21 protein-coding genes and 2 pseudogenes are annotated in these 25,989 nt (G+C 71.0%); 10 read left to right on the top strand and 13 right to left on the bottom strand.

Annotation, left to right across the window (positions count from 1 at the left end):
* A pseudogene (locus tag ACYSUO_RS33125) lies at positions 1-148 on the top strand (MerR family transcriptional regulator); the annotation flags it as partial.
* Between the two features lie 180 nt (positions 149-328).
* Here the strand turns inward: ACYSUO_RS33125 and ACYSUO_RS33120 are convergent.
* The 10 genes and pseudogenes from ACYSUO_RS33120 to ACYSUO_RS33075 form a co-directional block, all read right to left on the bottom strand.
* Positions 329-637 carry an SCO5918 family protein gene (locus ACYSUO_RS33120; protein ID WP_461779911.1) on the bottom strand — a complete coding sequence of 103 codons (309 nt, stop codon included), beginning with the start codon at positions 635-637 and terminating at the stop codon, positions 329-331.
* Between the two features lie 60 nt (positions 638-697).
* Positions 698-988: pseudogene (locus ACYSUO_RS33115) on the bottom strand (CBS domain-containing protein); the annotation flags it as partial.
* A gap of 53 nt (positions 989-1,041) precedes the next feature.
* A complete protein-coding gene (locus ACYSUO_RS33110; RefSeq protein ID WP_461779910.1) occupies positions 1,042-2,517 on the bottom strand; it encodes a DEAD/DEAH box helicase in 1,476 nt (491 codons plus the stop codon).
* Between the two features lie 299 nt (positions 2,518-2,816).
* Positions 2,817-3,020, bottom strand: a complete 204-nt coding sequence (locus tag ACYSUO_RS33105) for a cold-shock protein (protein WP_461779909.1) — start codon at positions 3,018-3,020, stop codon at positions 2,817-2,819.
* Between the two features lie 512 nt (positions 3,021-3,532).
* Positions 3,533-4,996 (bottom strand): sulfatase-like hydrolase/transferase, encoded by a 1,464-nt coding sequence (locus ACYSUO_RS33100; protein WP_461779908.1) that lies wholly within the window; start codon positions 4,994-4,996, stop codon positions 3,533-3,535.
* A gap of 46 nt (positions 4,997-5,042) precedes the next feature.
* Positions 5,043-6,401 (bottom strand): MFS transporter, encoded by a 1,359-nt coding sequence (locus tag ACYSUO_RS33095; RefSeq protein WP_461779907.1) that lies wholly within the window; start codon positions 6,399-6,401, stop codon positions 5,043-5,045.
* 55 nt (positions 6,402-6,456) lie between these two features.
* Positions 6,457-8,028, bottom strand: coding sequence for a sulfatase family protein (locus ACYSUO_RS33090; RefSeq protein WP_461779906.1), 1,572 nt, complete (start codon positions 8,026-8,028; stop codon positions 6,457-6,459).
* Positions 8,029-8,146: 118 nt separating this feature from the next.
* Complete coding sequence (locus ACYSUO_RS33085) at positions 8,147-8,713, bottom strand: PadR family transcriptional regulator (protein WP_461779905.1); 567 nt, start codon at positions 8,711-8,713, stop codon at positions 8,147-8,149.
* A gap of 72 nt (positions 8,714-8,785) precedes the next feature.
* Positions 8,786-9,745, bottom strand: a complete 960-nt coding sequence (locus ACYSUO_RS33080) for a formylglycine-generating enzyme family protein (RefSeq protein WP_461779904.1) — start codon at positions 9,743-9,745, stop codon at positions 8,786-8,788.
* Between the two features lie 96 nt (positions 9,746-9,841).
* Positions 9,842-10,933 (bottom strand): Lrp/AsnC family transcriptional regulator, encoded by a 1,092-nt coding sequence (locus tag ACYSUO_RS33075; protein WP_461779903.1) that lies wholly within the window; start codon positions 10,931-10,933, stop codon positions 9,842-9,844.
* 74 nt (positions 10,934-11,007) lie between these two features.
* Here ACYSUO_RS33075 and ACYSUO_RS33070 point away from each other — a divergent pair, with 74 nt between their 5' ends.
* Genes ACYSUO_RS33070 through ACYSUO_RS33055 form a run of 4 tightly spaced genes read left to right on the top strand, consistent with a single transcriptional unit; the run spans position 11,008 to position 16,024 of the window.
* Positions 11,008-12,258, top strand: a complete 1,251-nt coding sequence (locus ACYSUO_RS33070) for an MFS transporter (RefSeq protein ID WP_461779902.1) — start codon at positions 11,008-11,010, stop codon at positions 12,256-12,258.
* The gene (locus ACYSUO_RS33065) at positions 12,255-13,547 is read left to right on the top strand and encodes an amidohydrolase (protein WP_461779901.1); all 1,293 of its coding nucleotides are present in this window, start codon (positions 12,255-12,257) and stop codon (positions 13,545-13,547) included. Before ACYSUO_RS33070 ends, ACYSUO_RS33065 begins: the two co-directional genes overlap by 4 nt.
* A 1-nt stretch (position 13,548) precedes the next feature.
* On the top strand, positions 13,549-14,496 hold the full coding sequence (locus ACYSUO_RS33060; protein WP_461779900.1) for an alpha/beta hydrolase: 948 nt from the start codon (positions 13,549-13,551) through the stop codon (positions 14,494-14,496).
* Positions 14,497-14,533: 37 nt separating this feature from the next.
* The gene (locus tag ACYSUO_RS33055; protein ID WP_461779899.1) at positions 14,534-16,024 is read left to right on the top strand and encodes an amidase; all 1,491 of its coding nucleotides are present in this window, start codon (positions 14,534-14,536) and stop codon (positions 16,022-16,024) included.
* Here ACYSUO_RS33055 and ACYSUO_RS33050 read toward each other — a convergent pair.
* A complete protein-coding gene (locus ACYSUO_RS33050) occupies positions 16,005-16,886 on the bottom strand; it encodes a carbon-nitrogen hydrolase family protein (protein WP_461779898.1) in 882 nt (293 codons plus the stop codon). The two genes, ACYSUO_RS33055 and ACYSUO_RS33050, sit on opposite strands and share 20 nt — an antisense overlap.
* A gap of 7 nt (positions 16,887-16,893) precedes the next feature.
* The gene (locus ACYSUO_RS33045; protein WP_461779897.1) at positions 16,894-18,393 is read right to left on the bottom strand and encodes an APC family permease; all 1,500 of its coding nucleotides are present in this window, start codon (positions 18,391-18,393) and stop codon (positions 16,894-16,896) included.
* Positions 18,394-18,511: 118 nt separating this feature from the next.
* Between ACYSUO_RS33045 and ACYSUO_RS33040 the strand changes: the two genes are divergently transcribed.
* Complete coding sequence (locus ACYSUO_RS33040) at positions 18,512-19,120, top strand: TetR/AcrR family transcriptional regulator (RefSeq protein ID WP_461779896.1); 609 nt, start codon at positions 18,512-18,514, stop codon at positions 19,118-19,120.
* Positions 19,121-19,124: 4 nt separating this feature from the next.
* Here ACYSUO_RS33040 and ACYSUO_RS33035 read toward each other — a convergent pair whose 3' ends face one another.
* Positions 19,125-19,739: a TetR/AcrR family transcriptional regulator gene (locus tag ACYSUO_RS33035; protein ID WP_461779895.1), complete on the bottom strand. Its 615-nt coding sequence runs from the start codon at positions 19,737-19,739 to the stop codon at positions 19,125-19,127.
* Between the two features lie 122 nt (positions 19,740-19,861).
* On the opposite strand from ACYSUO_RS33035, the gene ACYSUO_RS33030 reads away from it, so the two are divergent.
* From ACYSUO_RS33030 to ACYSUO_RS33015, 4 genes are all read left to right on the top strand, one after another.
* A complete protein-coding gene (locus ACYSUO_RS33030) occupies positions 19,862-21,154 on the top strand; it encodes an MFS transporter (RefSeq protein WP_461779894.1) in 1,293 nt (430 codons plus the stop codon).
* A 67-nt stretch (positions 21,155-21,221) separates the two neighbouring features.
* Positions 21,222-23,531, top strand: a complete 2,310-nt coding sequence (locus ACYSUO_RS33025) for a glycoside hydrolase family 3 C-terminal domain-containing protein (RefSeq protein WP_461779893.1) — start codon at positions 21,222-21,224, stop codon at positions 23,529-23,531.
* A 92-nt stretch (positions 23,532-23,623) separates the two neighbouring features.
* Entirely contained in the window at positions 23,624-24,193 is a 570-nt protein-coding gene (locus tag ACYSUO_RS33020) for a PadR family transcriptional regulator (protein ID WP_461779892.1), read from the top strand.
* Entirely contained in the window at positions 24,190-25,953 is a 1,764-nt protein-coding gene (locus ACYSUO_RS33015) for a sulfatase (RefSeq protein WP_461779891.1), read from the top strand. Before ACYSUO_RS33020 ends, ACYSUO_RS33015 begins: the two co-directional genes overlap by 4 nt.
* The last annotated feature ends 36 nt before the right edge of the window (positions 25,954-25,989 follow it).

Here is a 25,989-nt window from a genome sequence, read left to right as displayed (position 1 = left end):
CCGCGCCCGGGAACTCGTCGACCAGGGCACCCCCATCGAGGCCGCCTGCCGCATCATCATCCTCGAGGACCAACTCGAAGAAGCCCAGCGCATCAACGCCGAATACCGCGCCGCCGCAGGATCAGGCGACCAGATGGCCGGGGCTTGAGAGGGCCGGGACCTACAACTCGGTGCGGGAGCTTCGCGGTTACGGCCCCCGCACGTTGCTTGGGACGCGCCGTCGGGGTGCGGCGTCCCGGAGACATCGCCTGTAGAGACTTTCGTCCGCCGGGAGTGGCCGACGCCGTGCCAGTCCCGGCACATGACAGGCTCGCGCCTGCCCCGCCGATCAGGCGGGCGCGGGGGCGCCCAGCATGGCGGAAGCACGCTGGAGCGGGCTGATGCCGAGCGCGGGTGCGGCCGCGGGCAGAGTCCGGCAGGTGAAGCCGAGCCGGGCCATGGCGCGGAGAACCTCGCCCGCGCTGAAGTCCCGGCGGTCCTGGCGGGTGATGACCTGGCCGACCTGCTTGACGGGGTAGTGGCGGCGCCCGATGATCACGGACTCACCGGTGACCGGTTCGGGCTTGACGCCCTTCATCGTTTCCAGCACTCCGCTCTTGGTCAGGTCGAACGGGAAGCGGGCGATGACACAGCGCATGAGACCTCACAGGAAGAAGGGCGAGCGTGGTGGGCTGGTTCAGCGGGCGAGGACGAGGGCGGGGGCGCCGTCGCCGAGGTCGCGCAGGCGGATCCGATCCGTGTATGCGGAGCCGTCACGGACAGCCGTGAGTTCTGCCCGGGTGACCAGACCGGTGCGTCGGCCGTCCTCGTCGCAGACGAGCAGGTGCCCGACGCGGGCGCCGACCATCACGGACAGGGCGACCTCGACCGTCATGTCGTCCCAGGCCCGCGGCCCGGCATCCTCAACGGGGTGGGCAACGGTGTCGGCCGAGGGCCCGCGCACGGGGGTGCCGCGCATCGGGCGGGACTGCATCTGTATCAGCGTCAAAAGGTGCCTCCGGCAAAGGTTGGCCAGTGTTCTGATCACGTAGGTCGCTGGGCTCAGGCAGCCGCGTCGACAGCGAACCGCTGCGGCGCGGAGGTGCGTCGCGTCGCGGAAGCGGGGCGGCGACGGCCACGGGAGGCGGTGCCCCGCTTGGGGCGTTCGGCCACCGGCGCGGTGATGACGACCGGGATGCCCGAGGGGGCCTGGGCGCCGGTGATGCGGTGCAGTTCTGGCTCGCCGGAGCGGACCTGGGTGATCTGCGGGCGGATCCCGGCGTCCGACATGAGGCGGATCATGCCGCGGCGCTGATTGGGGGTGACCAGGGTGACGACGCTGCCGGACTCGCCGGCACGGGCGGTGCGGCCGCCGCGGTGCAGGTAGTCCTTGTGGTCGGTGGGCGGGTCGACGTTGACGACGAGGTCGAGGTTGTCGACGTGGATGCCGCGGGCGGCGACGTTGGTGGCCACGAGCACGGTGACGTGTCCGGTCTTGAACTGGGTCAGGGTGCGGGTGCGCTGGGGCTGGGACTTGCCGCCGTGCAGCGCGGCGGCCCGTACACCGCTGTTGAGCAGGTCCTGGGTCAGCCGGTCGACGGCGTGCTTGGTGTCCAGGAACATGATCACGCGGCCGTCGCGGGCGGCGATCTCGGTGGTGGCCGTGTGCTTGTCGGCGCCGTGGACGTGCAGCACGTGGTGCTCCATCGTCGTGACCGCACCGGCCGAGGGATCCACCGAGTGCACGACCGGGTCCGTCAGGTAGCGGCGCACCAGCAGGTCGACGTTGCGGTCCAGCGTCGCGGAGAACAGCATGCGCTGGCCCTCGGGGCGGACTTGGTCCAGGAGCGCGGTGACCTGCGGCATGAATCCCATGTCGGCCATCTGGTCGGCCTCGTCCAACACCGTGATGCCCACCTGGTTCAGGCGGCAGTCGCCACGGTCGATGAGGTCCTTGAGCCGGCCCGGGGTCGCCACGACGACCTCGGCCCCACCGCGCAGCGCGCCGGCCTGCCTGCCGATCGACATGCCGCCCACGACCGTGGTCAGGCGGAGCCTGACAGCGCGGGCGTACGGAGTGAGTGCGTCGGTCACCTGCTGGGCGAGCTCGCGGGTGGGGACCAGGATCAGCCCCAGCGGTTGGCGGGGCTCGGCGCGCTGCCCGGCGGTGCGGGCCAGCAGGGCGAGACCGAAGGCGAGGGTCTTGCCGGAGCCGGTGCGCCCGCGGCCGAGGACGTCACGGCCCGCGAGGGAGTTCGGCAGCGTCGCGCCCTGGATCGGGAAGGGGGCGGCCACACCCTGCCTGCCGAGTTCGGCCAGCAGCGGCGCGGGCATGCCGAGATCGGCGAAGCCTTCCACGGCGGGCAGAGCCGGGGTGACCGTCTTGGGGAGCGCGAACTCACCCTGCACGGCGGCGGGCCGACGGCCGTAGCCACCGGACCGGGCCGGCCGACCTGACCTGCTCCGGTTTCCGGCACCGGAATCGCCACCGCCATTACGGGTGCGGGCGAATCGGTCGTTTGTACGTGTGCGGTTCATGCGGAACCTTCCTTGATGCGGCGCATATCAAGGAATTCATCCGGCGATGAGGGGCGCAGGGAATCACAAGAAATGGACCGACAGTAAAAGCGAAAGCGGAACTGGCCGACTGGTAATCCATGAGGGCGCAGGCGCTGAAAATGAGTGACGCGAAGAGGGGGTCTTGCCCGGAGCGTCGACTCCAGATATGGGCGGATGTCACCCGAATCGCCCGCAGGTCGAATCACTGCGGGAAAATGCCTGCAGCTGGGGCCCGCACCCCGAAGGATGCGGGCCCCAGCTGCAAGTGCGCGTTGGCGTCAGGCGGGAACGATGTTCTCGGCCGTCGGGCCCTTCTGGCCCTGCGCGATGTTGAAGTTCACCTTCTGGCCTTCGAGCAGCTCACGGAAGCCCTGGGCGTCGATGTTCGAGTAGTGGGCGAACACGTCAGCGCCACCACCCTCCTGCTCGATGAACCCGAAACCCTTTTCCGCGTTGAACCACTTCACGGTGCCAGTAGTCATGTCAATCTCCTTTGGGGCAGTACAACGGATGTCCGCACTGTGTGGACGCCGTGTCGCCGCGATGATTACCCCGCCCGGAAGTGACCGGTAATACAAAAGTGCCCCCACCGCAGTATGCGGCCAGGAGCACTTGAAGTTTTCGGGAACCACAACTGCAACTGAGACGACAGTAGCACGCCGTGGTGGCCCGTGGGTGCGGAATAATTCCGCTCTGCTCGTTGCGCTAAAAACTCTCCCTGCCCGGATCGTTAAACTCTCACTTCGCGAACGCAGACATTGGTTCGCCGAGTTCAGCGTTTCGGAAGAGTGCCGGATGTCTGCTGCCGGGTTAACCGGTTTGGCCGCCATGCCAGGCGAGGGGATCACGGTGTTCGCACGCCTTTTGGTGCCCTGGAGTGCCGTCCGAGATGGGGGTGGGTGCCGGCCAGGTCTCTGGGCAGGTCGGTGACGCGCCCGCGTTCGAGCAGGCCATGGCAGAGATCCGGGCGTCCGGCCGGTCGGCATGCCCTCGTTCAGGACCGGGCGGGTGTGGCCGGGGCGGGCAGGGACACGTCGGGTCGGCGCGGGTCGGGGTCGGTCGGGATGACGTCGGAGGTCTCCACCAGCCAGCGCAGCACGGCGTCGTGCAGGCGCCGTTCCATGTCGGCGTGTTCGGGGCGGCCCGCGAGATTGGTGCGCTCGTGCGGGTCCTTCGCCCGGTGGTACAGCTCGGGCGGCTCGTACAGCCGCCACACGTACGTCCACTCCCGGTCCCGGACGGCGACGGCCTTGCCCACCAGGGTCGGATCCTCGTGCTGGAGCGCGGACTTCAGGTCGTAGGGGAAGTCCGCGCGCTCCATCTGCGGTTCCTCCTCGATGGTGAACCCGCCCTCGGTGAAGGCGAGTTCACGGTGGGGCGCCGCGGGGTTGCGCAGCAGTGGCAGCAGGCTGCGGCCGAAGTGGCGGTGGGGTGCGGGCACACCCGCGAGATCGAGCACGGTGGGCAGGACGTCGATCATCTCCACCATCGCGTCGCACTCCTGGCCGCCTTCGCCGAGGCCGGCACCGCTGATGATCAGCGGGTCGCGGGTGATGCAGTCGTGCATAGCGGACGGCCACTTCTCGATCACCCCGTGGTCGCCGAGGTATTCGCCGTGGTCGGCGAAGAAGAGGGTGACGGTGTCGTCGGCGGCGCCGGCCTGTTCAACTGCTCGGTTGATGCGGCCGATCTGGTCGTCGAGGCGGGACACCATGCCGTAGTAGGTGGCCACGACCTCGCGCCACTGTTCGGGGGTGACCTCGTCCAGGCCGTGGGCTTCGCGGACGGCGCGCAGGTAGCGCGGTTCGCCGGAGGGATCGCCGGGCGCGGCCGGGTCGGGCACCGTGTCGCGGTCGAACCGGGAGAACCACGGCTCCTCCACCTGGAACGGGCAGTGCGGTGCCACCAGCGGCACGAACAGTACCCACGGCCGGTCCCGCGGGGGCTCGCACAGCCACTGCTCGGCGGTGCGCACCGCGGCCTCGTCGGGGTCGATCCCGCCGTCGTCGGGGACCCGGCCCCGGTAGAACAGGCGGGACCAGGCGCCCTCCGGATACTCCCCGTCGTAGAGCCGGGTGGGCCAGGTCGAGAAGCCGTACTCGTCGACGCTGGACTCGGTGACGCCGGGTGCGAAGGTGTCGCCGCGCATGCCGGCCCACGTGACGTGGTAGCCCGCGTCCTTGAGGATGCGCAGGAGGTTCGGCTCGTGGTCCTTGAGCAGGTGGGTGAGGGTGCGGTGGCCCGCGGTGTGCGGGTACCAGCCGGTGAGGATCGAGGCGCGGCTGGGGGAGCAGACCGGGTGCTGGACGTAGGCGTTGGTGAAGCGGGTGCCGCGCGCGGCGAGCGCGTCGAGGTGCGGGGTGCTCGCGTGCGGGTTGCCGAAGGCGCCGAGCGCGTCCGCGCGCAGCTGGTCCGGCATGAGGATCAGGAAGTTGGGGCGGGTGGTGCGGGTACTCATCAGGGGTTCTCCGTGGGCGGGGTCTGGGTGATCGCAGTGGCGGTGGTCATGCGTGGTTCGTTCCTCCGACGGCGGCGCGGCGGGTCAGCTCCGACCGGACGGCCGCGGCGTCGCGCACGTAGGGCCGGTAGAGCAGCGTGACCAGGGCGCCGTTGGCCAGCATGAGGACGACGGCCAGCCACAGGAATGCCGTCTGCAGGCCGAACGCGTCGCCGAGGTAACCGACCAGGAGGGAACTGACGGCCCACCCGGCGGCCTCGACCGAGAGCATCAACGCGAAGGCCGCGCTGCGCAGTTCGGGCAGCACCACCGCCATCACCACCGGACGGTTGATGCCGGGAGTGACGCTCTGCGCGGCGCCCACCAGACTGAACACCACCATGTACGCCCACATCGGACCCCAGTCGATCTGGGTGGCGGCGTAGGCGACCACGGCATAGGCGACGATCGCCGTCTGCATGGCCGCGATCCGGCCGGTGCGCGGGCGGCGCCGGTGGACCCTGTCGGCGACGAAGCCGCCGAGGAACGTGCCGAGCAGATAGGTGACGGTGACGGCCGGGGTCACCAGGGAGGCGGTGGCGTTGCTGAAGCCGCGCTCGTCGACCAGGAAGGTGACCCCGAAGCTGATCAGGATGAACTGCCCGGTGGTCAGGCGCTGTACGCAGATCAGCATCAGGGTGCGGTTGCGCAGCAGGCCGCGGAGTTGCGCCCGGGTCAGCCGGGCCACGGCGGCCGCTCCGGAGCCGGCGCCGTCCGTGGCGCCGACGCCCGGGTCGCGGAGGAAGGCGAGGATCAGCACGCCGAAGACCACCTGGACGGCGCCGGAGGCGAAGAATCCGTACCGCCAGCCGTTCTCCACGTCCGAGAGCAGGCCGAGCAGCGGCCCCGTGACACCGAGGCCCAGAGCGGCGATGCCGTACAGCACGCCGGACGCGCGGCCGCGGTCGGCGTCGTCGAAGAGGTCGGCGACCAGGCCGTTGACGAGCGGTCCGCCGCCCGCGATCCCGGCCGAGGCGATGGTGCCCAGGACGAGGAGCTGGACGAAATTCTGGGCCAGTCCCATGGCCGCGGTCCACACACCCCAGAAGCCGCAGCACACGGCGAGGACGTTCTTGCGCGGCCATCGGCGGGCCAGGGCCACCCAGAGGGGCCCGGCGACGACGGTGATCAGCTTGCTCGTGGCGACCAGCTGGCCGAGCGCGGCGAGCGGAAGGCCGAGGGAGGCGCGGAGCGCGGGAAAGAGGACGGACTGGACACTGGACTCGCTGTTGTCCACATTCAACAGCCCGCCCAGCAGGGCGAGTTGTCGCCACCGGCGGGCAGCTCCGGGCGGTGGTGCCTTCGTGAGCGGCGGGGCGGCATGCGGCGGTGCGGGAGGCACCGGTGGTACGGCGTCGGTCGGCATCACGGCTCCTTCGCCGGTGCGGGGGTGCGTGCGTGGATGGGGCGGCGCAGCCGTCCTACCGGGTGGATGCGCGCTGGTCGCGGGTCTGCAGCAGGTGGACCCAGCGCTCGAGGAGCTCGGCGGTGCGCGGGCGGTCGGGGGCGTGCCAGGACACGGGGATGTTCAGCGTGGCGAGGCGCTGCTCCAGGTCGTCGGCGAGGTGGGCGCGGTCGGTGGCGCGCAGGTGCGCGGCGTAGCGGGCGGGGTCGTTGTAGTACGTGGGCCCGGTCTGCAGCGTGGTCTGCATGGGGTCGGGCAGGGCGCCGGGGCGGCCCGCGTACTCGTGCCACCACTCGGCGAGATGCGACCGCATCCGTGCGGCGAGGTCGGGCTCCTCGACCATCAAGTCCCGTGTCAGGTAAGGGTCCTTGGTGATGTCGAAGAGCTGCTCCCACTCGGTGCGGAAGCTGCCGGGGTGGTAGGTGCGCAGGTAGAGGTGATCGCGGGTACGGACGGCGCGCTGGTAGGTGTGGGCGCCGTGCCCGAGGACGAGGTACTCGCGCGAGTCGATCGTCTCGCCGCGGATCGCGGGCGCGAACGAGGTCCCCTGCCAGCCGGCCGGGACGTCCAGGTCGAGCAGTTCGCACAGGGTGGGGGCGAGGTCGATGTTGTAGAGCAGGGCGTCGTTGCGGCGGGCCTCGTCGGGCAGCCGGTCGGTGAGCCCCGGCCAGTGCACGATCAGCGGGACGCGCTGGACGGGTTCGCTGGCGTGCCCGTGTTCGGCGTACGAGCCCAGCTCGCCGAAGGACTCCCCGTGGTCCGCGCTGACGATCACCGCGGTCTCGTCGGCGATCCCCAACTCCTCCAGGGCGGCCAGGAGTTGACCGAAGTGGTGGTCCCAGTAGGCGACGGCGCCGTCGAATCCGTTGACCAGGTGCTCGAAGTCGGCGCGGGAGCGGATCGCGTCCGGCATGTTGTGCGGGACGGGCGAGGTACCCGCGCCGCGGATCGAGTAGTGCAGGTCGAGGGCGCTGCGCGGGCCGTACACCTCGGCGTGCGCGGTGATCGTCTCCTCGTCCGGCCAGGACTGCACGGGCCCCGAGGCGGCCATCTTCTCGGTCCACTCTGCGGGCTGCGTGTAGTTGGTGTGCGGGTCCCAATAGGTCAGGTGCAGATACCAGTTGTCGTCGTCCGCGTGCCGGCGCAGCCAGTCGATCGCGGCGCGGTTGACGTCGTGCGCCTCCTCGTCGCCCATCCGGTCGGTGGCGCGGATCGACTCGCGGAAGTTGGCGTGGAAGAAGTAAGCGCGGTGGCGTTCGGCGAAGACGGACACGGCGGCGGTGTAGTACCCGCCCAGGCCGAGGTGCTGGCCGAGCAGCGGCCGGTCGGGTTCGGGGCCGTGTCCGGCGTCGAGGCGGAACTGCGCGGCGGGCCCGAAGTGCCCGATCACCCCGTTGGTGATGCCGAACTGACCGCTCGTCAGGGCGGTGCGCGACGGCAGGCACGGTGAGTCGGAGCAGTAGTAGCGGTCGAAGGTGACGGACCTGTCGGCGAGCTTTTGCAGGTTGGGGGTGGTGGGCCGGTGATATCCGTACGGGGTGGTGTGGTCGGCGCGGAGGGTGTCCACGTCGACGTAGATGATGCGCATGTGCGGCTCCCGGGAGGGGATCGGGCAGGGCGGACCGTCACGTGGCGGTCGGGCTCGTCACGTGACGCGGAAGCGGTATGGGGTGTGGGGGTGTTGGGGTCTTTCAGGCGTGTCGGGGTCAGCGGCCGAGCCGCGCCTCCAGGCGGGCCTCGGTCAGTTGGAGCCAGGCGATATAGGAGGCCGTGGACGTGTAGCCGTGCTCGTGGGCCATCGTGTGCACCTCGCGGGCCCAGTCCGCGTCGAGACCGTCGATCTGCGGCTCGTACTCGACGGGGACGGGCACGGCGGCGCTGAGTGCGTCGTGCTTGAGCCGGTGGGCCAGCTCCGTGCGGACAACGTCCAGGGCGATCTCGGGGTCGAGCTGCCCGGCGAAGACGAAGCGCAGCTTGAACTCCGGGTCCATGGGGCGCAGCGACGGCTCGTACGGGGAACGCGCCCACGCGAGCAGCGCCTGTTCGCCCTCCTCGGTGAGCCGGTAGACCTTGGCGTCCGGGCGGCCCTCGCGCGGGTCGACGTCGAAGTCCACCCAGCCGCGCTCCACCAGGGTGGCGAGCCGACGGTAGATCTGCGGCAGCTTGACGCCGTACCCGATGTACCGGCCCGGCCCTTCCATCCAGCGGCGCAGGTCGTAACCGGACAGGCGGCGAAGCGCCAGTGCACCGAGGATCACGTAGTCGAGCTGCATTCGAACCTCTTATGTTCTCAGGAATCTAGCAAGGCTCAGATTCGCCCGCCGCCCGGACGGTGTCAAGACTCTTCACACGGGTACCACACAGCGGAAACCCGCGTGCCCGCTGGAGCTGTCCGGGCTGTTGGCGGTCCGGGCCGCGACGCGGTAGCGGTTGCAGTACGAGACGTGGCACATGTGCGAGCCGCCGCGCATCGCCTTGTCCGAACCGCCGTGCGGGCCTTGGGGGTTGACCAGCGGCCGGGCGGATCCGTGGTCCGTGGTCCACCAGTCGGCGCACCACTCCCAGACGTTGCCGGAGGTGTTGTACAGGCCGAAGCCGCCCGGCTCGAACGCGTCGACGGGCGCCGTGCCGCGGTACCCGTCGGCGGCGGTGTTCTTCGCGGGGAAGGTGCCGCGCCAGATGTTGCAGCGGTACCTGCCGTCGGGGTCGAGCTCGTCGCCCCAGGGGTAACGCCGCTGCTCAAGACCTCCGCGAGCGGCGTACTCCCACTCGGCCTCGGTCGGCAGCCGCTTGCCCGCCCACGCGGCGTACGCGGCGGCGTCGTTCCAGGACACGTGCACGACCGGGTGGTCCCCGCGCCCCTCCAGCGTGCTGCCGGGCCCCTCCGGCCGGCCCCAGGCGGCGCCCCGCACCCCGCACCACCAGGGGGTGCGCTCCGGTCGGGGCGCACCGCGGCGCAGGGCCGCCGGCAGGAAGCCGGCGAACACGTACGACCAGCCGATGCGTTCGGCGTCGGTGCGGTACCCGGTGGCGGCGACGAAGGCCGCGTACCGCTCGTTGGTCACCGCGCACGCGTCGATGCGGAACGGGTCGAGCCGCACGGCCCGCACCGGCCCCTCGCCGTCCCCGGCGAAGCCCTCGGCGTCGTCCGTGCCCATCAGGAACTCGCCGCCCGGCAGTGACACCATCCCCCGCTCGTCGCGCACCGGGCCCGACGTCGCGGTCAGGGGTATGGACACGGAAGCGGCCGCCGGACCGCCGCCGGCCGGCATGCAGCAGCGCGCGGGGCCGCGGGAATCGCTCATCTCGGCTCGGGTCCTCCCGGTCGTCGGGGGTCGTCTCCATCGACACCCCGCCTATGTTCACACGAACATACCTAACAGGTTAGGGAGGGCGCGAGGTCAGACCTGCGGCAAGGAGAAGGGGACGTGCCCGACGGCGCGGCCGGTGGTGTCGAGGAGCCGGCCCATGCGTTTGCGGGAGTGGAGGAAGACGGTGCGGTCGCTGACCTTCAGGTGCGGGAAGCGGTCCGCGAGGTGCGCCTCGAAGGGGTCGATGGCGTGCAGACCGCGCAGCCAGACCATGACGAGGAGGTTGTCGGAGCCGCTGACGGACACGGCCAGGCGCACCTCTTCCCTCCGGGCCAGCGCGTTGCCCGTGGCCTCGAGGTGGGTGTGCGGGACCGCGGTGCGGTAGAGCACGACGGTCGACAGCCCGGCGAGGGGGTGGGCCAGGTCGCAGCGGAAGGTGATGTCCCGGTCCCGGATCATCCGCTGGAGCCGGCGCCGGGCGGTGTGTTCGCTCATACCGGTCGCGGTGCCCAGGTCGGTGTAGCCGAGGCGTCCGTCGCGACCGAGGGCTTCCAGGAGGGCCTGGTCCTCGGGCGGCGGCCGGTGGTGCATGTGGGCGCTGTACGCGATCGGGTGCGAGGTGCGCGGGGCGGAGAGTTCCGTGTCGCCGGACGGTGCCATGGCCCGCATGCGCCAGTCGCCGCCTTCGCTGTACAGGGTGATGCCGAGGCGTGTGCGGGTGGACCGTACGCCCTTCAGGCCGCCGATCAGACCGTGCACCGAGCGGCCGAGGGAGGGCAGGTCGGCCGCGACGACCGACGCCAGGAGGTCGAAGTCGCCGGCCGTCTCGTCGACGCTGAAGACCCAGGGCATGTCGGCCAGGGCGGCGCCGGCGGACTCCACGGCCCGGGGCCGGCACCTGACCTCGATGTAGGCGACGGTCGTCGCCTTCGCGGAGTCGTACGCGCTGACCCACGCCAGACCGTCCGCGCGCAGCCGTTCCCAGCGGCGGGCCGCCGTGGTCGCGTCCACGCCGAGGGCCCGGCCGATCCGGGACCACGGTGCCCGGGGAGCGGCCTGGAGCGCGTCGACGAGGGCCAGGTCCAACTCGGAGAACGGAGCACCTGCGCCGGTCGCGCGGGAATCGGGGACCGTGGCTCCTCTTGAGATGTTTTCCTGCAATTCTCCGGGGATTCCTGTCACGGACCGGATCGTAGGGGCACTTCCGGCCGATGCCCAGCCCCGGCTTCGGCCGCCCGGAGTCGAAGGAGTGCCGCGTGTCAGCTCCGCCCCCTCAGCCCGTCCGCAGAACCGTGCGGATCACGATCGTCCTGCTGTTCACCGCCTGGCTGGTCGACTACGCCGACCGGCTCGTCATCAACCTGGCCCTGCCCTCCATCGGCGACGAGTTCGACGTGGGCCGCGGGGAACAGGGCCTGATCGTGTCGGCGTTCTTCCTCGCCTACGCCCTGTGCCAGATTCCGGGCGGCCTGCTCGCCGACCGGTACGGCGCCCGGCGGATCATGCTCTGGGCTCTGTTGTCCTGGTCGGTGTTCACCGCGCTGACCGGTTTCGCCTGGTCGTTCGCCGTCCTGCTGCTGATGCGGTTCGCGTTCGGCGCCGCGGAGGGCGTCTTCCCGCCCGCCTCGATGAAGGTCCTCGTCGAGCGGACCACACCGGCCGAGCGCATGGGCGCCAACGGCGTGATCATGAGCTCGAACGCCCTCGCCGGAGTCCTCACCCCGCTCCTCGTCGCACCTCTGATCGCCGCCTTCGGCTGGCGCTCGGCGTTCTTCTCGACGGCGGCGCTCGGCGTCTTCGTCCTGGTGGCGATACGGGTGTGGCTCCCCGCGCCGCTGCCGGTGGTGGCCCCGGAGCCCCGTGTCGACCGGCGGCGAGCCGGGGGCGTCCTGCGCAAGGGCGTCATCTGGCGCTTCAGCACCATGATGTTCGGCTACAGCCTGATCGTGTGGGGTCTCAGCACGTGGATCCCGTCCTATGTGAGCGAGGAGTACGGCGTCTCGCTCGCCTCGACCGGGGCCCTCGTGGCGATTCCCGGCCTCGCCGCGACCGGCGCGATCGTCGTCGGCGGGCGGCTCGCGGACCGCCTTGGCGGCCACCACCGCAGGGTGATCGTGCCCAGCATGACGGCGGCCGCCATCACGCTGCTGTTCATGGTCTTCTCGCCGTCGCTCACCGGCTTCATCGTCTTCGGCACGCTCGCCACGACCGCCGTCTCCCTCTGCTACATGCCGATCCTCGCCGTGCCGCTGAGCGGCCTCGCGCCCGAGGACGTCGGCGTGGGCAGCGGAGCGATCATCTTCGGCGGCCAGGTGGCCGGCATGGTCGCCCCACCCGTCATCGGCGCGCTCGCCGACGCCTTCTCGTTCAAGGTGGCCTTCGCCTCCCTGGTGCTCGGCGCGGCCATCGCACTCGTGATGGCACTCCTCACCCCGCAGGACGCCACCTCCTTCCGGGCCGCCACCGGCGCACCCGAACTCCCCGCGCCCGCAAAGGAACACTCATGACCACCGCCCCCGCCGCGCGCCTGCTGTCCGGCTTCCCGGACCGGCTGCCCGGCCTGCGCGCCCTCTACGAAGACCTGCACGCCCACCCCGAGTTGTCCTTCCAGGAGTTCCGCACGGCAGCAGTCGTCGCCGAACGGCTGCGCGAGCAGGGCTGGGAGGTCACCGAGGGCGTCGGCGGCACCGGCGTCGTCGGGGTCCTGGCCAACGGCGAGGGCCCGGTGGTCCTGCTCCGCGCCGACATGGACGGGCTCCCAGTCAAGGAGCGGACGCAACTGCCGTACGCCTCCCAGGAGATGGGCGTCGACGGTGAGGGCATCAAGGTTCCCGTCATGCACGCCTGCGGCCACGACATGCACGTCACCTGTCTGCTCGGCGCGAGCGCCCAACTTGCCGCCGCCCGTGGGGAATGGCGCGGCACGGTCGTCGCGGTGTTCCAGCCGGCGGAGGAGGTCGGCGGGGCACCGGCCATGATCGCGGACGGCTTCCCGGACCGCTTCCCGCGCGCCGATGTCTGCCTCGGCCAGCATGTGTCCCCGGCCCCCGTCGGTCTCGTCGGCACCCGCCCCGGGCCGGTGATGGCCGCCTCCGACAGCCTGCGGGTCCGCCTTCACGGCCGCGGCGGACACGGCTCCACGCCCGAGACGACCGTCGATCCGATCGTCATGGCCGCCGCGGTCGTCATGCGGTTGCAGACAGTCGTCTCCCGGGAGGTGGGTGCGGCGCAGACCGCCGTGGTGACCGTCGGCTCGCTGCACGCGGGCACGAAGGAGAACATCATTCCGGACACCGCCGAGCTGCGGATCAACATCCGCTCGACGACTCCCGCCGTACGTGAGCGGGTCCTGGCGGCCGTCGAACGGATCGTCCGCGCCGAGGCGGCCGCGTCCGGCGCGCCCGAGGAGCCCGAGATCACCGCTCTCCACTCCTTCCCCGTCACGGTCAACGACGCCGACGCCACCGGCACCGTACTGACCGCGATCGCCGAAGTCCTGGGCAGGGAACGGGTGTTCACCCTTCCCGAACCCCTCACCGGCAGCGAGGACTTCGGCACCTTCGGCACCGCCCTCGGTGTTCCCTCGGTCTTCTGGCACTTCGGGGGCGGCGACCCGGCCCTCTTCGCGCACATCGACCCCGACGCCTTGCTGACGGACGGCCTGCCCGACACGGTCCCGGCCAACCACTCCCCGTACTTCGCCCCCGTACCCGAACCCACGATCCACACCGGCGTGACGGCGCTGCTCGCGGCAGCAGCGCACTGGTTGTGTGCCGACGACCGACAGGAGAAGTGACGTGCCCCTGGACCCGGACATCGCCGCGTTCCTGCGAAGCCTCCAGCAAGGCGACGCCCCGGAACCGGGAGGGAACGCTGCGGCACAGGCCAGAGCACGGCTGCGGGCGCTGACCGTCGACGCTCGCGTCCCGACCACGCGGCCCGAGGTCGCGACGGTGACCTCGACGGTGCTGGCGGATTCCGTCCCGGCCCGTGTCTACCGGCCGCATGCCCTGACGCCCGTGCCGACGGTGGTGTACCTGCACGGCGGCGGCTGGGTGGCCGGCGACCTCGACACGCACGACGTGCACGCCCGGACGCTGTGCCGCGACGTCGACGCCGTCGTGGTGAGTGTCGACTACCGGCTCGCGCCCGAGCATCGTTTCCCCGCCGCGGTCGAGGACGCGTACGCCGCCCTCACCTGGGTCGCGCGGCACGTGGACGCGTTCGGCTGCGACCCCGCCCGGCTGGTCGTCGGCGGCGACAGCGCGGGGGCGACGCTGTCCGCCGTGTGCGCACAGCAGGCCCACGTCGACGGACTGCCCCTGGCCGCCCAGCTGCTGGTCTACCCCAGCACGGACATGGCCGGCGCCTACCCGTCGCGTACCGAGAACGGCGAAGGCCACTTCCTCACCACCACGGAACTGCACTGGTTCTTCGAGCAGTACCTCGGCGCAGGCCCCTCCGACCCCGCCTCCGCCGCTTACGGCGACGACCCGCGTGTCGCACCCCTGCGGGCGAAGGACCTGTCCGGGCTCGCTCCGGCCGTCGTGGCCACCGCGGAGTACGACCCGCTGCGCGACGAAGGGGACGCGTACGCCGAAGCGCTGCGCGGCGCCGGCGTACGCCTCGCACACCGGCGGTTCGACGGCCTCGTCCACGGCTTCTACGCCATGGACCACATCAGTCCTGCCGCAGGGGAGGCGACGGCCTGGATCAACACCGCGCTCACACGACTGCTCGCCTGACACCTCCTCACATCCCTTACCTGTAAAGGAAGTCCGTATGAACCCGAACGACGCCGGCACGGATCTCGCCTACCTCGGCGCCACCGAGGCCCGACGGCTCTTCGACGCCCGCGAACTCTCCCCGGTGGAGCTGATGCGCGCGGTCATCGACCGCGCGGAACAGACCGAACCGGTGATCAACGCCTTCACCGAGCAGCTCTACGACGAGGCACTCGACCAGGCCCGGCACGCCGAGGACCGCTTCCTCGGCAAGGGCGGCCTGGCGCCGCGCCCGCTGGAGGGCATCCCGGTCGCCACCAAGGAGAAGCACGCCATCGCCGGGCGCTCCCTCACCGAGGGCTCCCTCGTCAACGTCGGCAACACCGCGACCGAGAACGCCCCGGTCATCGACCGGATCCTGGACGCGGGCGGCATCATCCACGCGCGCACCGCCACCCCCGAGTTCTCCATCGCCACCTTCACCCACAGCCGCCTGTGGGGCGTCACCCGCAATCCGTGGAACCCCGACTTCACGCCCGGCGGCTCGTCCGGCGGCGCCGGTGCCTCCCTCGCCGCCGGTACCGCGCTGCTCGCCTCCGCGTCCGACATCGGCGGCTCGACCCGTATCCCCGCCGCCTTCACCGGCACCGTCGGCTTCAAGGCCCCGTACGGCCGGATCCCCGGCGTGGCACCGCTGTCCGCCGACCACTACCGCGGCGACGGCCCCATGGCGCGCACCGTCGACGACTGCATCACCTTCGCCAACGTCCTGGCGGGACCCGACCCGCGCGACCACGTGTCGCTGCGCCCGAAACTCGTCCTGCCGACCGAGTACGACGCGGTCGCCGGGATGCGCATCGCCCTGTGCCTGCGCCTGGGCGCCTACGACGTCCACCCGGAGATCGAGGCCAATACCCGCGCCGTCGCCCGCGCCCTCACCGACGCGGGCGCGATCGTCGAGGAGATCGAACTCCCGTGGACCAAGGACGATCTCCTCATCAGTGTCGCCGCACACTTCTCCACCATCTTCGGCGCCCTGGTCCGCGAGATCGAAGCCGAGCACCGCGACCGGATGTCGCCGTACGCGGCGGCCTTCGCCGACACCATGGCCGTCGCCCGGGAGCAGGTCGGCTACCTCGACGGCCTGCGCGTGGAGACCCGGTTGCAGCGCGAACTGGGGGAGGCGATGGCCCCCTTCGACGCGCTGATCTGCCCGACCACGGCCGTCCCCGGACTGCCCGCCGGGGACGACCTCCTGGGCCGCCTGGTGGTGAACGGCGAGGACCACGGCGAGCCGCTGTGGGCGGCGATGACCCTGCCCTTCAACATCAGCAACCGCTGCCCCGTCCTCAACGTGCCCAGCGGCCACTCCAGTTGGGGCATTCCGACGGGCGTCCAGATCGTCGGCCACACCTACGACGACCCGACCGTCTTCCGCATCGGCAAGGCCCTGGAGCGCCTGCGCCCCTGGGCCTACACACCGGACCACCGGCCGGCCGCCCAGCCGACGCCTCTCATGCAGGGAGCTGTCACGGGGCCTCGCTCTTGAGCCAGTCCGGTGTGCGGATGCCTTCGCCGCCGTACATCGGGAGCTTCACCGACTCCCCGTATCGGGCGAGTTGGCTCCACGGGCGGTTGATGCCCGCGGAGCCGTAGCGGCGGACCCGGGTGACGGTGTCGAGGTCGAGGACGTCGATGAGGGTCTCCTCGCCGGGGCCGGCCTGCTGGCGCACGATGCCTTCCGGGTCGACGACGGCGCTCTGGCCGACCCCCGCGGGGTCACCGGCGTTGACGTTGACGACGTAGACCTGGTTGGTCCAGGCGTTGGCGCGGGCGCAGACCAGTTCCATCTCCCGGTCGCGGGTGGGGGTGAGGGTGGGCTGGATGACGATCTCCGCGCCCAGCCAGGCGAGTTGGCGCACCGTCTCGGGGAACGAGCCGTCGTAGCAGATGGCCAGGCCCACGCGGCCGGCGCCGGGGATGTCGAAGACGGTGAACTCGTGGCCCGGGGTGGTCTTCTCGTACGGCTGCCAGGGGAAGACCTTGCGGTAGCGGGCGGCGATCTCGCCCTCCGGGGAGATCGCCAGTGCGGTGTTGTAGATGTGCCCGTCCTCGGCGCGCTCGTACACGCTTCCCGGGATCAGCCACAGGCCGGTCTCCACGGCCAGGGCGCAGATCCGGTCGGTGAGCGGGCCCGGGACCGTGACGGCGGCCCGTTCCATCCAGTCGTCCGGGGCCGGCTGCAGCAGGGCGCCCTCGGCGGCGAGCAACAGCTCGGGGACGACGACGAGTTGTACGTGGGGGAACAGGTCGCGCGTGGACCGGACCTGATCGGCGAAGCGCTGCCAGGTCGCTTCGAGGTCGTGGGGCACGGGGGTGGTCTGGACGGCGGCGATGGCGAGCGTGCGCATGGGTTGTTCAGTCCTCGGTGATGGTGAGTTCGGCGACCGTGGTGCGGCCGTCGCGGAAGAAACGGTGGAAGCGGGTGCGGACGACGATCAGGGCCAGGACGCCGGTGACGATGGTGCCGGCGCCGAGGAGGAAGACTCCGCCGATGCCGTGGAAGGACGTACTGCCGTAGGCCGGGTCGTACATGTCGTGGGCGCTGCGGGCGAAGGCGGCCAGCATCATCAGCCCGCCGAGCAGGGGCAGGATCCCGCGCAGCAGCAGGTCGCGGGGCGAGTCGCGCAGGCGCCCCCGGAAGTACCAGACGCAGGCGAGCGCGGTGGTGCCGTAGTAGCAGGCGATCAGCAGTCCGATGCACAGGATGGCGTCGCCGAGGAAGTCGGTGGAGACGAGCGTGAGTACGACGAGGAGGCAGGCGGCCGTCGCGCCGATGAACACGGTGCCGAAGCCGGGGGTGCGGTGCCTGGGGTGGACCCGGGCGAAGGCCGCGGGCAGGGCGCCGTGGGCGGCCATGGACAGGGTGCCGCGCGAGGAGCCGACGAGGCTGGTGAGCAGGGCGGAGACCGCGGACACGCAGACGGCCAGCTGCATCACCTTGGCCAGTGCCGTGCCGAGGACCGGCGGGGCCAGTGTGGACAGGACGTCGGCGGCGTTGTCGGGGTTGCCGAGCCCGGTCCCGCCGGTGCCGGTACCGGCGAAGCTGATCGCCGCGAAGGCCGTGAACAGGTAGGTCCCGAGGAGTACGAGGGTGGAGATGACGGCGGCCTGGCCCGCGACGCGTTCCCCGTCGCGGGTCTCCTCGTTCGCGGTGATCAGCGCGTCCCAGCCCCAGTAGATGAACAGGCACAGCATGACCGCCTCGGCGAGCGGGCCGAAGCCGTCGACGGCGACGGGGTTGAGCCAGGCCAGGGACGGGGTGACGGCGCCGTGGCGGGCGAAGGCGGCGGCGCCGAAGCCGAGCAGGGCGGCCAACTGCAGCCCGAGCAGCACGTATTGGACGGAGGCCGCCAGTTGCAGGCCTCGGTACGCGATGGAGGTGACCGCGGCCAGCAGTGCCACCGCGGTGATCGCCACGGCGGTACTGCTGTCGGCGAGGGAGTGCAGGCCGAGCAGCTGGAGCAGGTAGCTCGCGCCGACCTGGGAGAGGGCCGTCATCGCGATGAGCGTGGCGATCTGCACCACCCACCCGCCGGTGAGCCAGCCGGTCAGCGGCCCGAACGCGCGGGTGGTCCACACGAAGGTGGTGCCGCAGTCCGGCATCTCGCGGTTCAGCTCACGGAAGGCGAACGCGGTGAGCAGGATCGGCACGAAACCCAGCAGCAGTGCGGCCGGCGCGAGATGGCCGACGGTCAGGGTCACGAAGCCGAGGGTCACAGCGATGCTGTACGCCGGGGCGACACAGGACAGTCCGAGGGTGACGGAGGCGAGCAGGCCCACCGCACCGCCGCGCAACCCCTTGTCCGGGGCGGGCGCGGATCCCGTTCTGGCCTCGGCGTCGGTCGGGTCGGGCATGGAGCCTCCGTAAGCCGCAGGTTTGTTAAACGCAGATTTAAGACGTGGGTCGTTGTCCCGTCAATAGTTGCCGGGCTATCGTTAAATCTGCGTACAACAGAACGGTGAGAGGAACGGTGTGGCCGCGAGGAAGGGCAGCAGTAAGGAGGCCCGCCGGGCCGAGCTGGGCAAAGCGGTGGAGCGCGCCCTCGTGGCGCGTGGGCTCGAGGGCCTGCGGCTGCGCGACATCGCGGACGAGGCGGGGGTCACCCCCGCCGCGGTGCTCTACTACGGCGACCTGGACGCCCTGGTCCACGAGGCCTACCAACAGGCCATCGAGCGCTACAGCCAGGAACGCGAACGCGCGGCGAACCGCTTCACCGACGCACGCGACCAACTCGCGGCCTGCATCGACATGGGCGTCGCCAGCGGTTCCGACGACACGCTGACCCGGCTGCTCTTCGAGTACTGGCCACGGTGCCTGCGCGACGCCCGGGCCGCGGCCCTCGACAGCGCACTGACGGAGCGTCAGATCGCCGTGTACTCAGGAATCCTGGTCCTCGGGCAGGCCCAGGGGCACTTCACCCTCCAGGACCCGCCGCGCCTGCTCGCCGCGAGTTTCGTCGCCATGGAGGACGGCTACCAGATGGAGATCCTCGCAGGCCGCCGCTCCCGCACCGAAGTGATCACCGCTCTGTGCGCCTACGCCCGCGCGGTTACGGGCCACGACGTGGCCGACCGTGTCTGAGGTGTTAGGCGCGTGATTCGGCGGCGCCCGGCGGGCCGGGCGCCGCGGTGAGCATCCGCCAGACCCCCCGGACGTGGTCCGCCATGTCGATGTCGGGGTCGCTCAGCCACTGGAGCTGGATGCCGTCGGTCGCGGCGACGAGGGCAGAGGCGGTGAAGTGCGGGTCGAGCCCGGGGTTCGCCCGGCCGGCCCGCTGCTCGGACTCGAGGTGCTCGGCGATCGTGGCGCGCAGCAGGGCGAAGCGTTCCCTGAAGTACGTGTGGGCCGGGTGCGCGGGGTCGGTCGAGGCCGCGGCAAGGGTGACGTAGAGCCGGACGCGGGCGGCGTTCGCGGCGTTCACCGTCAGGGCCCTGGCCAGGAATTCACCCGGATCGCGAACGGCCTCCGGATCGTTGAAGCGCGCCTCGGCCGCGCGGTCGTTGGCGCGCAGGACCTCGGTCAGCAGGTGGTCCTTGGACTCGAAGTAGTGCATCAGCCCGGTCAGGCTGATGTGGCTCTCCTTGGCGACCGTCCGCAGCGTGGTGTTCCGCTCGCCCTCGCGGCCGAAGATCTCAAGGGTGACCTTGAGGATCTCCTCCCGCTTGGCGACCCCCTTGGGGTAGGAGTTTCTGGCTGTCACGCGGCCACCCTATGCGGCGGCCATTCCACCTGTGCAAAGCCTTGCCCGAAAAAACAGTACGCCGTACTGTTTCTCGGCAGTCGCAGGTGCGGCCCCGTGCGGCCCACCGAAAGAAGGTCCCGATGGCGAGACCCCCTGACGAGCTCCGTGCTCCCTCCCCGCTCCCTGCCGAGCCGGCCGGATCGGCCGCCCCGCCGGTCGACGGCCGGGCGCTGAGACGCCTGATGGCATGCATCGGCCCCGCCCACCTCGGCATCGCCCTCGTATGGGGAGCCGTCCCCGGCACCTTGCTGGCCCTCCAGGTCCAGCGCACGGTGGGCGAGGACGCGAAGGTCGGCGCGCTCGCGGTCGTCACCACGGTGGGCGCGCTCGTCGCGATGGTCGCCCAGCCCGTCGCGGGAGCCGTCTCGGACCGGACCCGCAGCCGCTTCGGGAGGCGCGGGCCCTGGATCGTGGCGGGCGTGGTGACCGGTGGACTGGCCCTGGTCGGCATGGCGTTCGCCCACTCCGTACCGGCGATGCTGGCCCTGTGGTGCCTGGTGCAGATCGGCTACAACTTCGCGGCGGGCCCGCTCTCGGCCGTCATGCCCGACCGGGTGCCGCCCGAGCGGCGCGGCCTGTTCTCCACCGTCACCGGCCTCGGCTCCATGTGCGGCTCGCTCCTCGGCCAGATCCTCGCCGCCGCCTTCGAGGACCGGATCACCACGGCGTACGTGGTGCTCGCCCTGCTCGCCACGGCCCTGGCGGTCGTCCTCGTGACCCTCAACCCGGAGCGCCCGAGCCGAAAAGCGTCCCAAGAGCCCTTCCAGGTAAGTGAGTTCCTGAGCGGCCTGTTGCCGCACCCGCGCAAGCACCCCGACTTCTTCTGGGTGTTCGTCAGCAGGCTGAGCACCAACCTGGCGTACTTCCTGGTCCTCGGCTACAAGCTCTACATCCTGCAGGACTACATCGGCCTGCGCGACGAGGCGATCGACCGCGTACCCGTCCTCGCGCTGACCGCCGTCGCGGGACTGCTCCCGGCCGCAGTCGTCACCGGCCCCCTCTCTGACCGGCTCGGCCGGCGCAAGGTCTTCGTGGTGGCCTCGGCGTCCCTCATCGGCTGCGCCATGCTCATCCCGTTCGCCGTACCCACCATGACCGGCATGACCGCGATGGCCTTCCTGGTGGGCATCGGCTTCGGCTCTTTCCAGGGCGTGGACACCGCCCTCATCTCCCAAGTACTGCCGTCCGAACGGTCCTTCGCCCGCGACCTCGGCGTCGTGAACGTCGCGGCCACCCTGCCGCAGGTCCTCGCGCCCGCCATCGCCGGAGCCGTCGTCCTCTGGCTCGGCGGATACCGCACGCTCTTCCCCCTCGCCCTGGCCTTCGCGCTGCTCGGCGCGGTGGCTGTCCTGCGGGTGAAGAGCGTCCGATGACCACGGCGGACCATCACCACCACCTCCGTACCGGGCACCAACCCGCACCCCGCTCCAAGGAGAAGACATGAACACCCCGAACCAGCCGACGCGGACGCCCGGCGAGACGGTGGCCCGGCTGAGCCTCGCAGAGAAGGCCGACCTGACCACCGGCGCGGGCTGGTGGCACACCACCGCACTCCCGGACGCGGGCATCCCGGCGGTCCGCCTCTCGGACGGCCCGCACGGGCTGCGGCTGCAGAACGACACCCACGCCGACCACCTGGGCATCAACGCCAGCGCCCCGGCCACCTGCTTCCCGCCCGCCGTCACCCTGGCCTCCACCTGGGACAGCGACCTCGCGGGGCGGGTCGGTGACGCGCTGGCCCGCGAGTGCCTCGCACACGGCGTGCACGTGCTGCTCGGCCCCGGCGTCAACATCAAGCGCAGCCCGCTGTGCGGACGCAACTTCGAGTACCTCTCCGAAGACCCTTTGCTCAGTGGGGTGTTGGGAACGGCCTGGGTCAAAGGACTGCAGGCGCGGGGCGTCGGGGCCTCGGTCAAGCACTTCGCCGCGAACAACCAGGAGACCGGCCGCATGTCGGTCAGCGCGGACATCGACATACGCACCCTGCGCGAGATCTATCTCCCGGCCTTCCGCCGCGTCGTGACCGAGGCCGAGCCCTGGACCGTCATGTGCGCCTACAACCGGGTCAACGGCGTGCACGCCTCGCAGAACCCGTGGCTTCTGACGGACGTCCTGCGCGGCGAATGGGGCTACGAGGGCCTGGTCGTCTCCGACTGGGGCGCCGTCGTCGACCGGGCGCGGGCCCTTGCGGCCGGGCTCGACCTGGAGATGCCCACCTCGTCCGGCACCGGCCCCGCGCGGGCCGTCGCGGCGGTGGAATCAGGGGAACTCCCCGAGAAAGCCCTGGACCGCAGCGCCGAGCGGGTCGTGGCCCTCGCCCGCAAGGCGGCCGCGCACGCGCGCCCCGACGCCTCCTACGACCCGGCCGCCCACCACGACCTGGCCCGCGAGGTCGCCACACGCGGGGCGGTCCTGCTCAAGAATGACGGCGGGCTCCTCCCGCTGGATCCCGCAGCGTCCCAACGCATTGCCGTCATCGGCGAGTTCGCGCGCACGCCCCGCTACCAGGGCGAGGGCAGCTCGCGCGTGACCCCGACCCGGCTCGACGACGCCCTCACCTCGGTGATCGAGGCCGCGCCCGCGGCGCGCGTCACCTTCGCTCCCGGCTTCCCCGTCGACACTCCGGACGCCGACGTGGCCGCGCTGCACGAGGAGGCCGTCCGCGCGGCCGAGTCGGCAGACGTAGCCGTCCTCTTCCTCGGCCTCCCGCCGAGCTACGAGTCCGAGGGCTACGACCGTGAACACATCGAACTTCCGCTGGAACAGACCAAGTTGCTGGAAGCGGTGCGGGCGGTGAACCCGAACACCGTCGTGGTCCTCGCCAACGGCGGCGTCGTGCGCCTGTCCGGATGGATCGACGACGTACCGGCCGTCCTGGAGGGCTGGCTGTCCGGCCAGGCGGGCGGATCGGCCGTCGCGGACCTCCTGTTCGGCCGGGCGAACCCGTCGGGCCGCCTCGCGGAGACCATCCCGCTGCGGCTCGCCGACACCCCGGCGTACCTGGCCTGGCCCGGCGAGAACGGCCATGTCACGTACAGCGAGGGCCAGTTCGTCGGCTACCGCCACTACGACGCCCGCGACATGGCGGTCTCCTTCCCCTTCGGGCACGGCCTGTCCTACACGACGTTCGGCTACGCGGATCTGCGGGTGGCCCCGGACGCGGGCGGGCTCGACGTCACCGTGGCGATCACCAACACCGGGGAGCGGGCCGGACACGAGGTCGTCCAGGTGTACGTGGCCGCGCCGGGGGAGCGGGCCCGTCGCCCCGTAAGGGAGTTGAAGGGTTTCGCCACCGTGTGGCTCACGCCCGGCGAGACCCGGGACATCACCGTCCGGATCGCCCGCGCCGACCTCGCCTACTTCGACACCGCGGCCGGCACCTGGCTCGTCGAGGGCGCCGGCCACCGTATCCACGTCGGGGCCTCCAGCCGCGACATCCGGCTGACCGCGACGGTCCCGGTCGACGGTGATGCGTACGCCGAGCAGCCGGACGCCGACTCGACCGTCGCGGTATGGCTCGCCCACCCCGTGGGCGGCCCGGCCGTCGAGGCACTGCTGAGCCGGGTCCAGAAGGCCATGGGCGACGCCTACCCCCAGGAGGGAAGCTCCCGCCAGCGGATGGTGGCCAACATGCGCCTCAGCCAGCTCGCCGGGCTCCCGATCGTTCCCCTGAGCTTCGACGACGTACAGGAACTGGTCGAGACGGTGGGAGCGGCCGTCGGCCCGCACAACCCATTGACGTCGTCATGACGCGGATATATGAATTCTCACCTAGGTGAAACTGCACATAGCAAGACGGCGAACGCAGCGAACGCAGCGTCCGTACAAGGGAGTCCACCCCCGTGAAGTTCGAGTACGTCCTGCTCGGCCTGCTGGCCCGGCGCCCCTACAGCGGGTACGACCTGCGCAAGTGGCTCGAGATCGAAGGGCAGTTCCTGTGGGCGCGGGCCCACCACAGCCAGATCTACCGCAAGCTCGGGCAGATGGAGGCCGACGGCTGGGTGCGGCACGAGGTCGACGCGCGCGAGGGCCGCCCGGACGCCAAGGTGTACCGGCTCACGGCGCGCGGGCGCGAGGTCCTCATGGAATGGGTGCGCTCGCCCTACGAGCCGCCCAGCCGCTTCCAGGAGATCGACTTCCTCGCACGGTTCAGCGTCGCGGCCCCGCTCGACAGGGACGCCGCGATCCGGATCGTCGAAACGGAACTCGATCACCGCCGCGCGCAGATCGCCAAGAACCGGGACCGCGATCGCACTCTCCTCTACGAAGACCCGGCACCCGGCCTCGACCAGGACCTCGACCTGCAGGTCCACGACGCTCTGCACACGCTCGGCGCAGCCGCCATGGACCGCTGGGTCGCCTGGCTGGAGCGGACCCTGCGCAGCCTGACAGAAGGGAAGCCCGTCCGATGAGGGCCATCATGGTGATGTTCGACAGCCTCAACCGGCACATGCTGCCGCCGTACGGAGGCGACTGGACCCACGCCCCGAACTTCGCGCGACTCGCCGAGCGGGCCGTCACCTTCGACAACGCCTACGCGGGATCGATGCCCTGCATGCCGGCCCGCCGCGAACTCCACACCGGTCGGCACAACTTCCTGCACCGCAGCTGGGGACCGCTCGAGCCGTTCGACGACTCGATGCCCGAACTGCTCAAGCAGAACGGCGTCTACACCCACCTCGTCAGCGACCATCCGCACTACTGGGAGGACGGCGGCGCCACCTACCACGGCCGCTACAACACCTGGGAGTTCTTCCGCGGGCAGGAGGGCGACCCGTGGAAGGGGCAGGTCGCCGACCCCGAGATACCCGAGGACCTGAAGCGGATGCGCTTCGGCTCCTACCGCCAGGACTGGGTCAACCGCCCCCACATGGCGACGGAGGACCGGCACCCGCAGACCCTCACCTTCGACGCGGGCCTCGACTTCGTCCGCACGAACAAGGACGCCGACCGGTGGTTCGTGCAGATCGAGACCTTCGACCCGCACGAGCCGTTCTTCAGCCACCAGCAGTACAAGGACCTCTACCCGCACGACTACACAGGACCGCACTTCGACTGGCCCGACTACAAGCGCGTCGTCGAGACCGACGGCCAGGTGGAGCACGCCCGCTTCGAGTACGGGGCGCTCCTGTCGATGTGCGACCACTCGCTCGGCCGGGTCCTGGACACCATGGACGAGCTGGAGCTGTGGGACGACACCCTGCTGATCGTCAACACCGACCACGGGCTGCTGCTCGGCGAGAAGGGCTGGTGGGGCAAGAGCGTCCAGCCCTGGTTCAACGAACTGGTGCACCTGCCGCTGTTCGCCTGGGACCCGCGCAACCGCGTTGCGGGCGAACGGCGTTCGGCACTCGTACAGACCGTGGACGTGGCACCGACCCTGCTTGAGTTCTTCGGCGTCGACCGGCCCACCGACATGCAGGGCGCGCCGCTCCCGGTCGCCGAGGACACCCCGGTGCGCGAGGCGGGCCTGTTCGGCATCCACGGCGGACACGTCAACGTCACCGACGGCCGCTACGTCTACATGCGGGCGCCCGCCTCACCCGACAACACGCCCCTGTACGAGCACACGCTGATGCCGACCCACATGCGGGGCCGCTTCTCGCCCGCCGAACTCGTGGACCTGGAACTGGCCGAGCCGTTCGACTTCACCAAGAACGTCCGCACCCTGCGCGTGCCGGGCCGCACCCTCGTCAACCCGTACCACCACGGCACGCTCCTCTTCGACCTGGAGACCGACCCTGAGCAGCACACTCCGCTGGTCGACGACGACGCCGAACTGCGCATGGCCACCCATCTGGTGGAGCTGATGCGCGCGGGCGACGCCCCGCCCAGCCAGTACGAACGCCTCGGTCTGCCCGCCCACGGCCCGGTCACGGAGAAGCACCTCCTGGTACGGGCCCAGCGCGAGCAGGCCGAACGGGCCGCCCAACCGCTGCCCCGCCCCGAGGACTTCCCCGAGGGCCGCCTCTCGCTGCGTACGCCGCTCGCGGCGCTGATCTCCGACCCGGTCGCCGTCGAGGTTCTGCGCAGGCACCTGCCCGGCGTCGCCGACTCGGAGCTCCTCCAGATGATCGGGCCGACCCCGCTCATCGACGTCGCCGCGATGGCGGGCGCGCTGTTCCCGCCGTCGAACCTCCGCCTGGTGGCCGAGGAACTGGCTCAACTCTGAGCACATTACGGCCGCTTGAGCCGGTGACGGGGTTGC

The sequence above is a fragment of the Streptomyces sp. UC4497 genome (assembly GCF_054871485.1).
The sequence above is the reverse complement of the archived record's forward strand: the minus strand, read 5'-3'. Positions and strand labels throughout refer to the sequence as shown.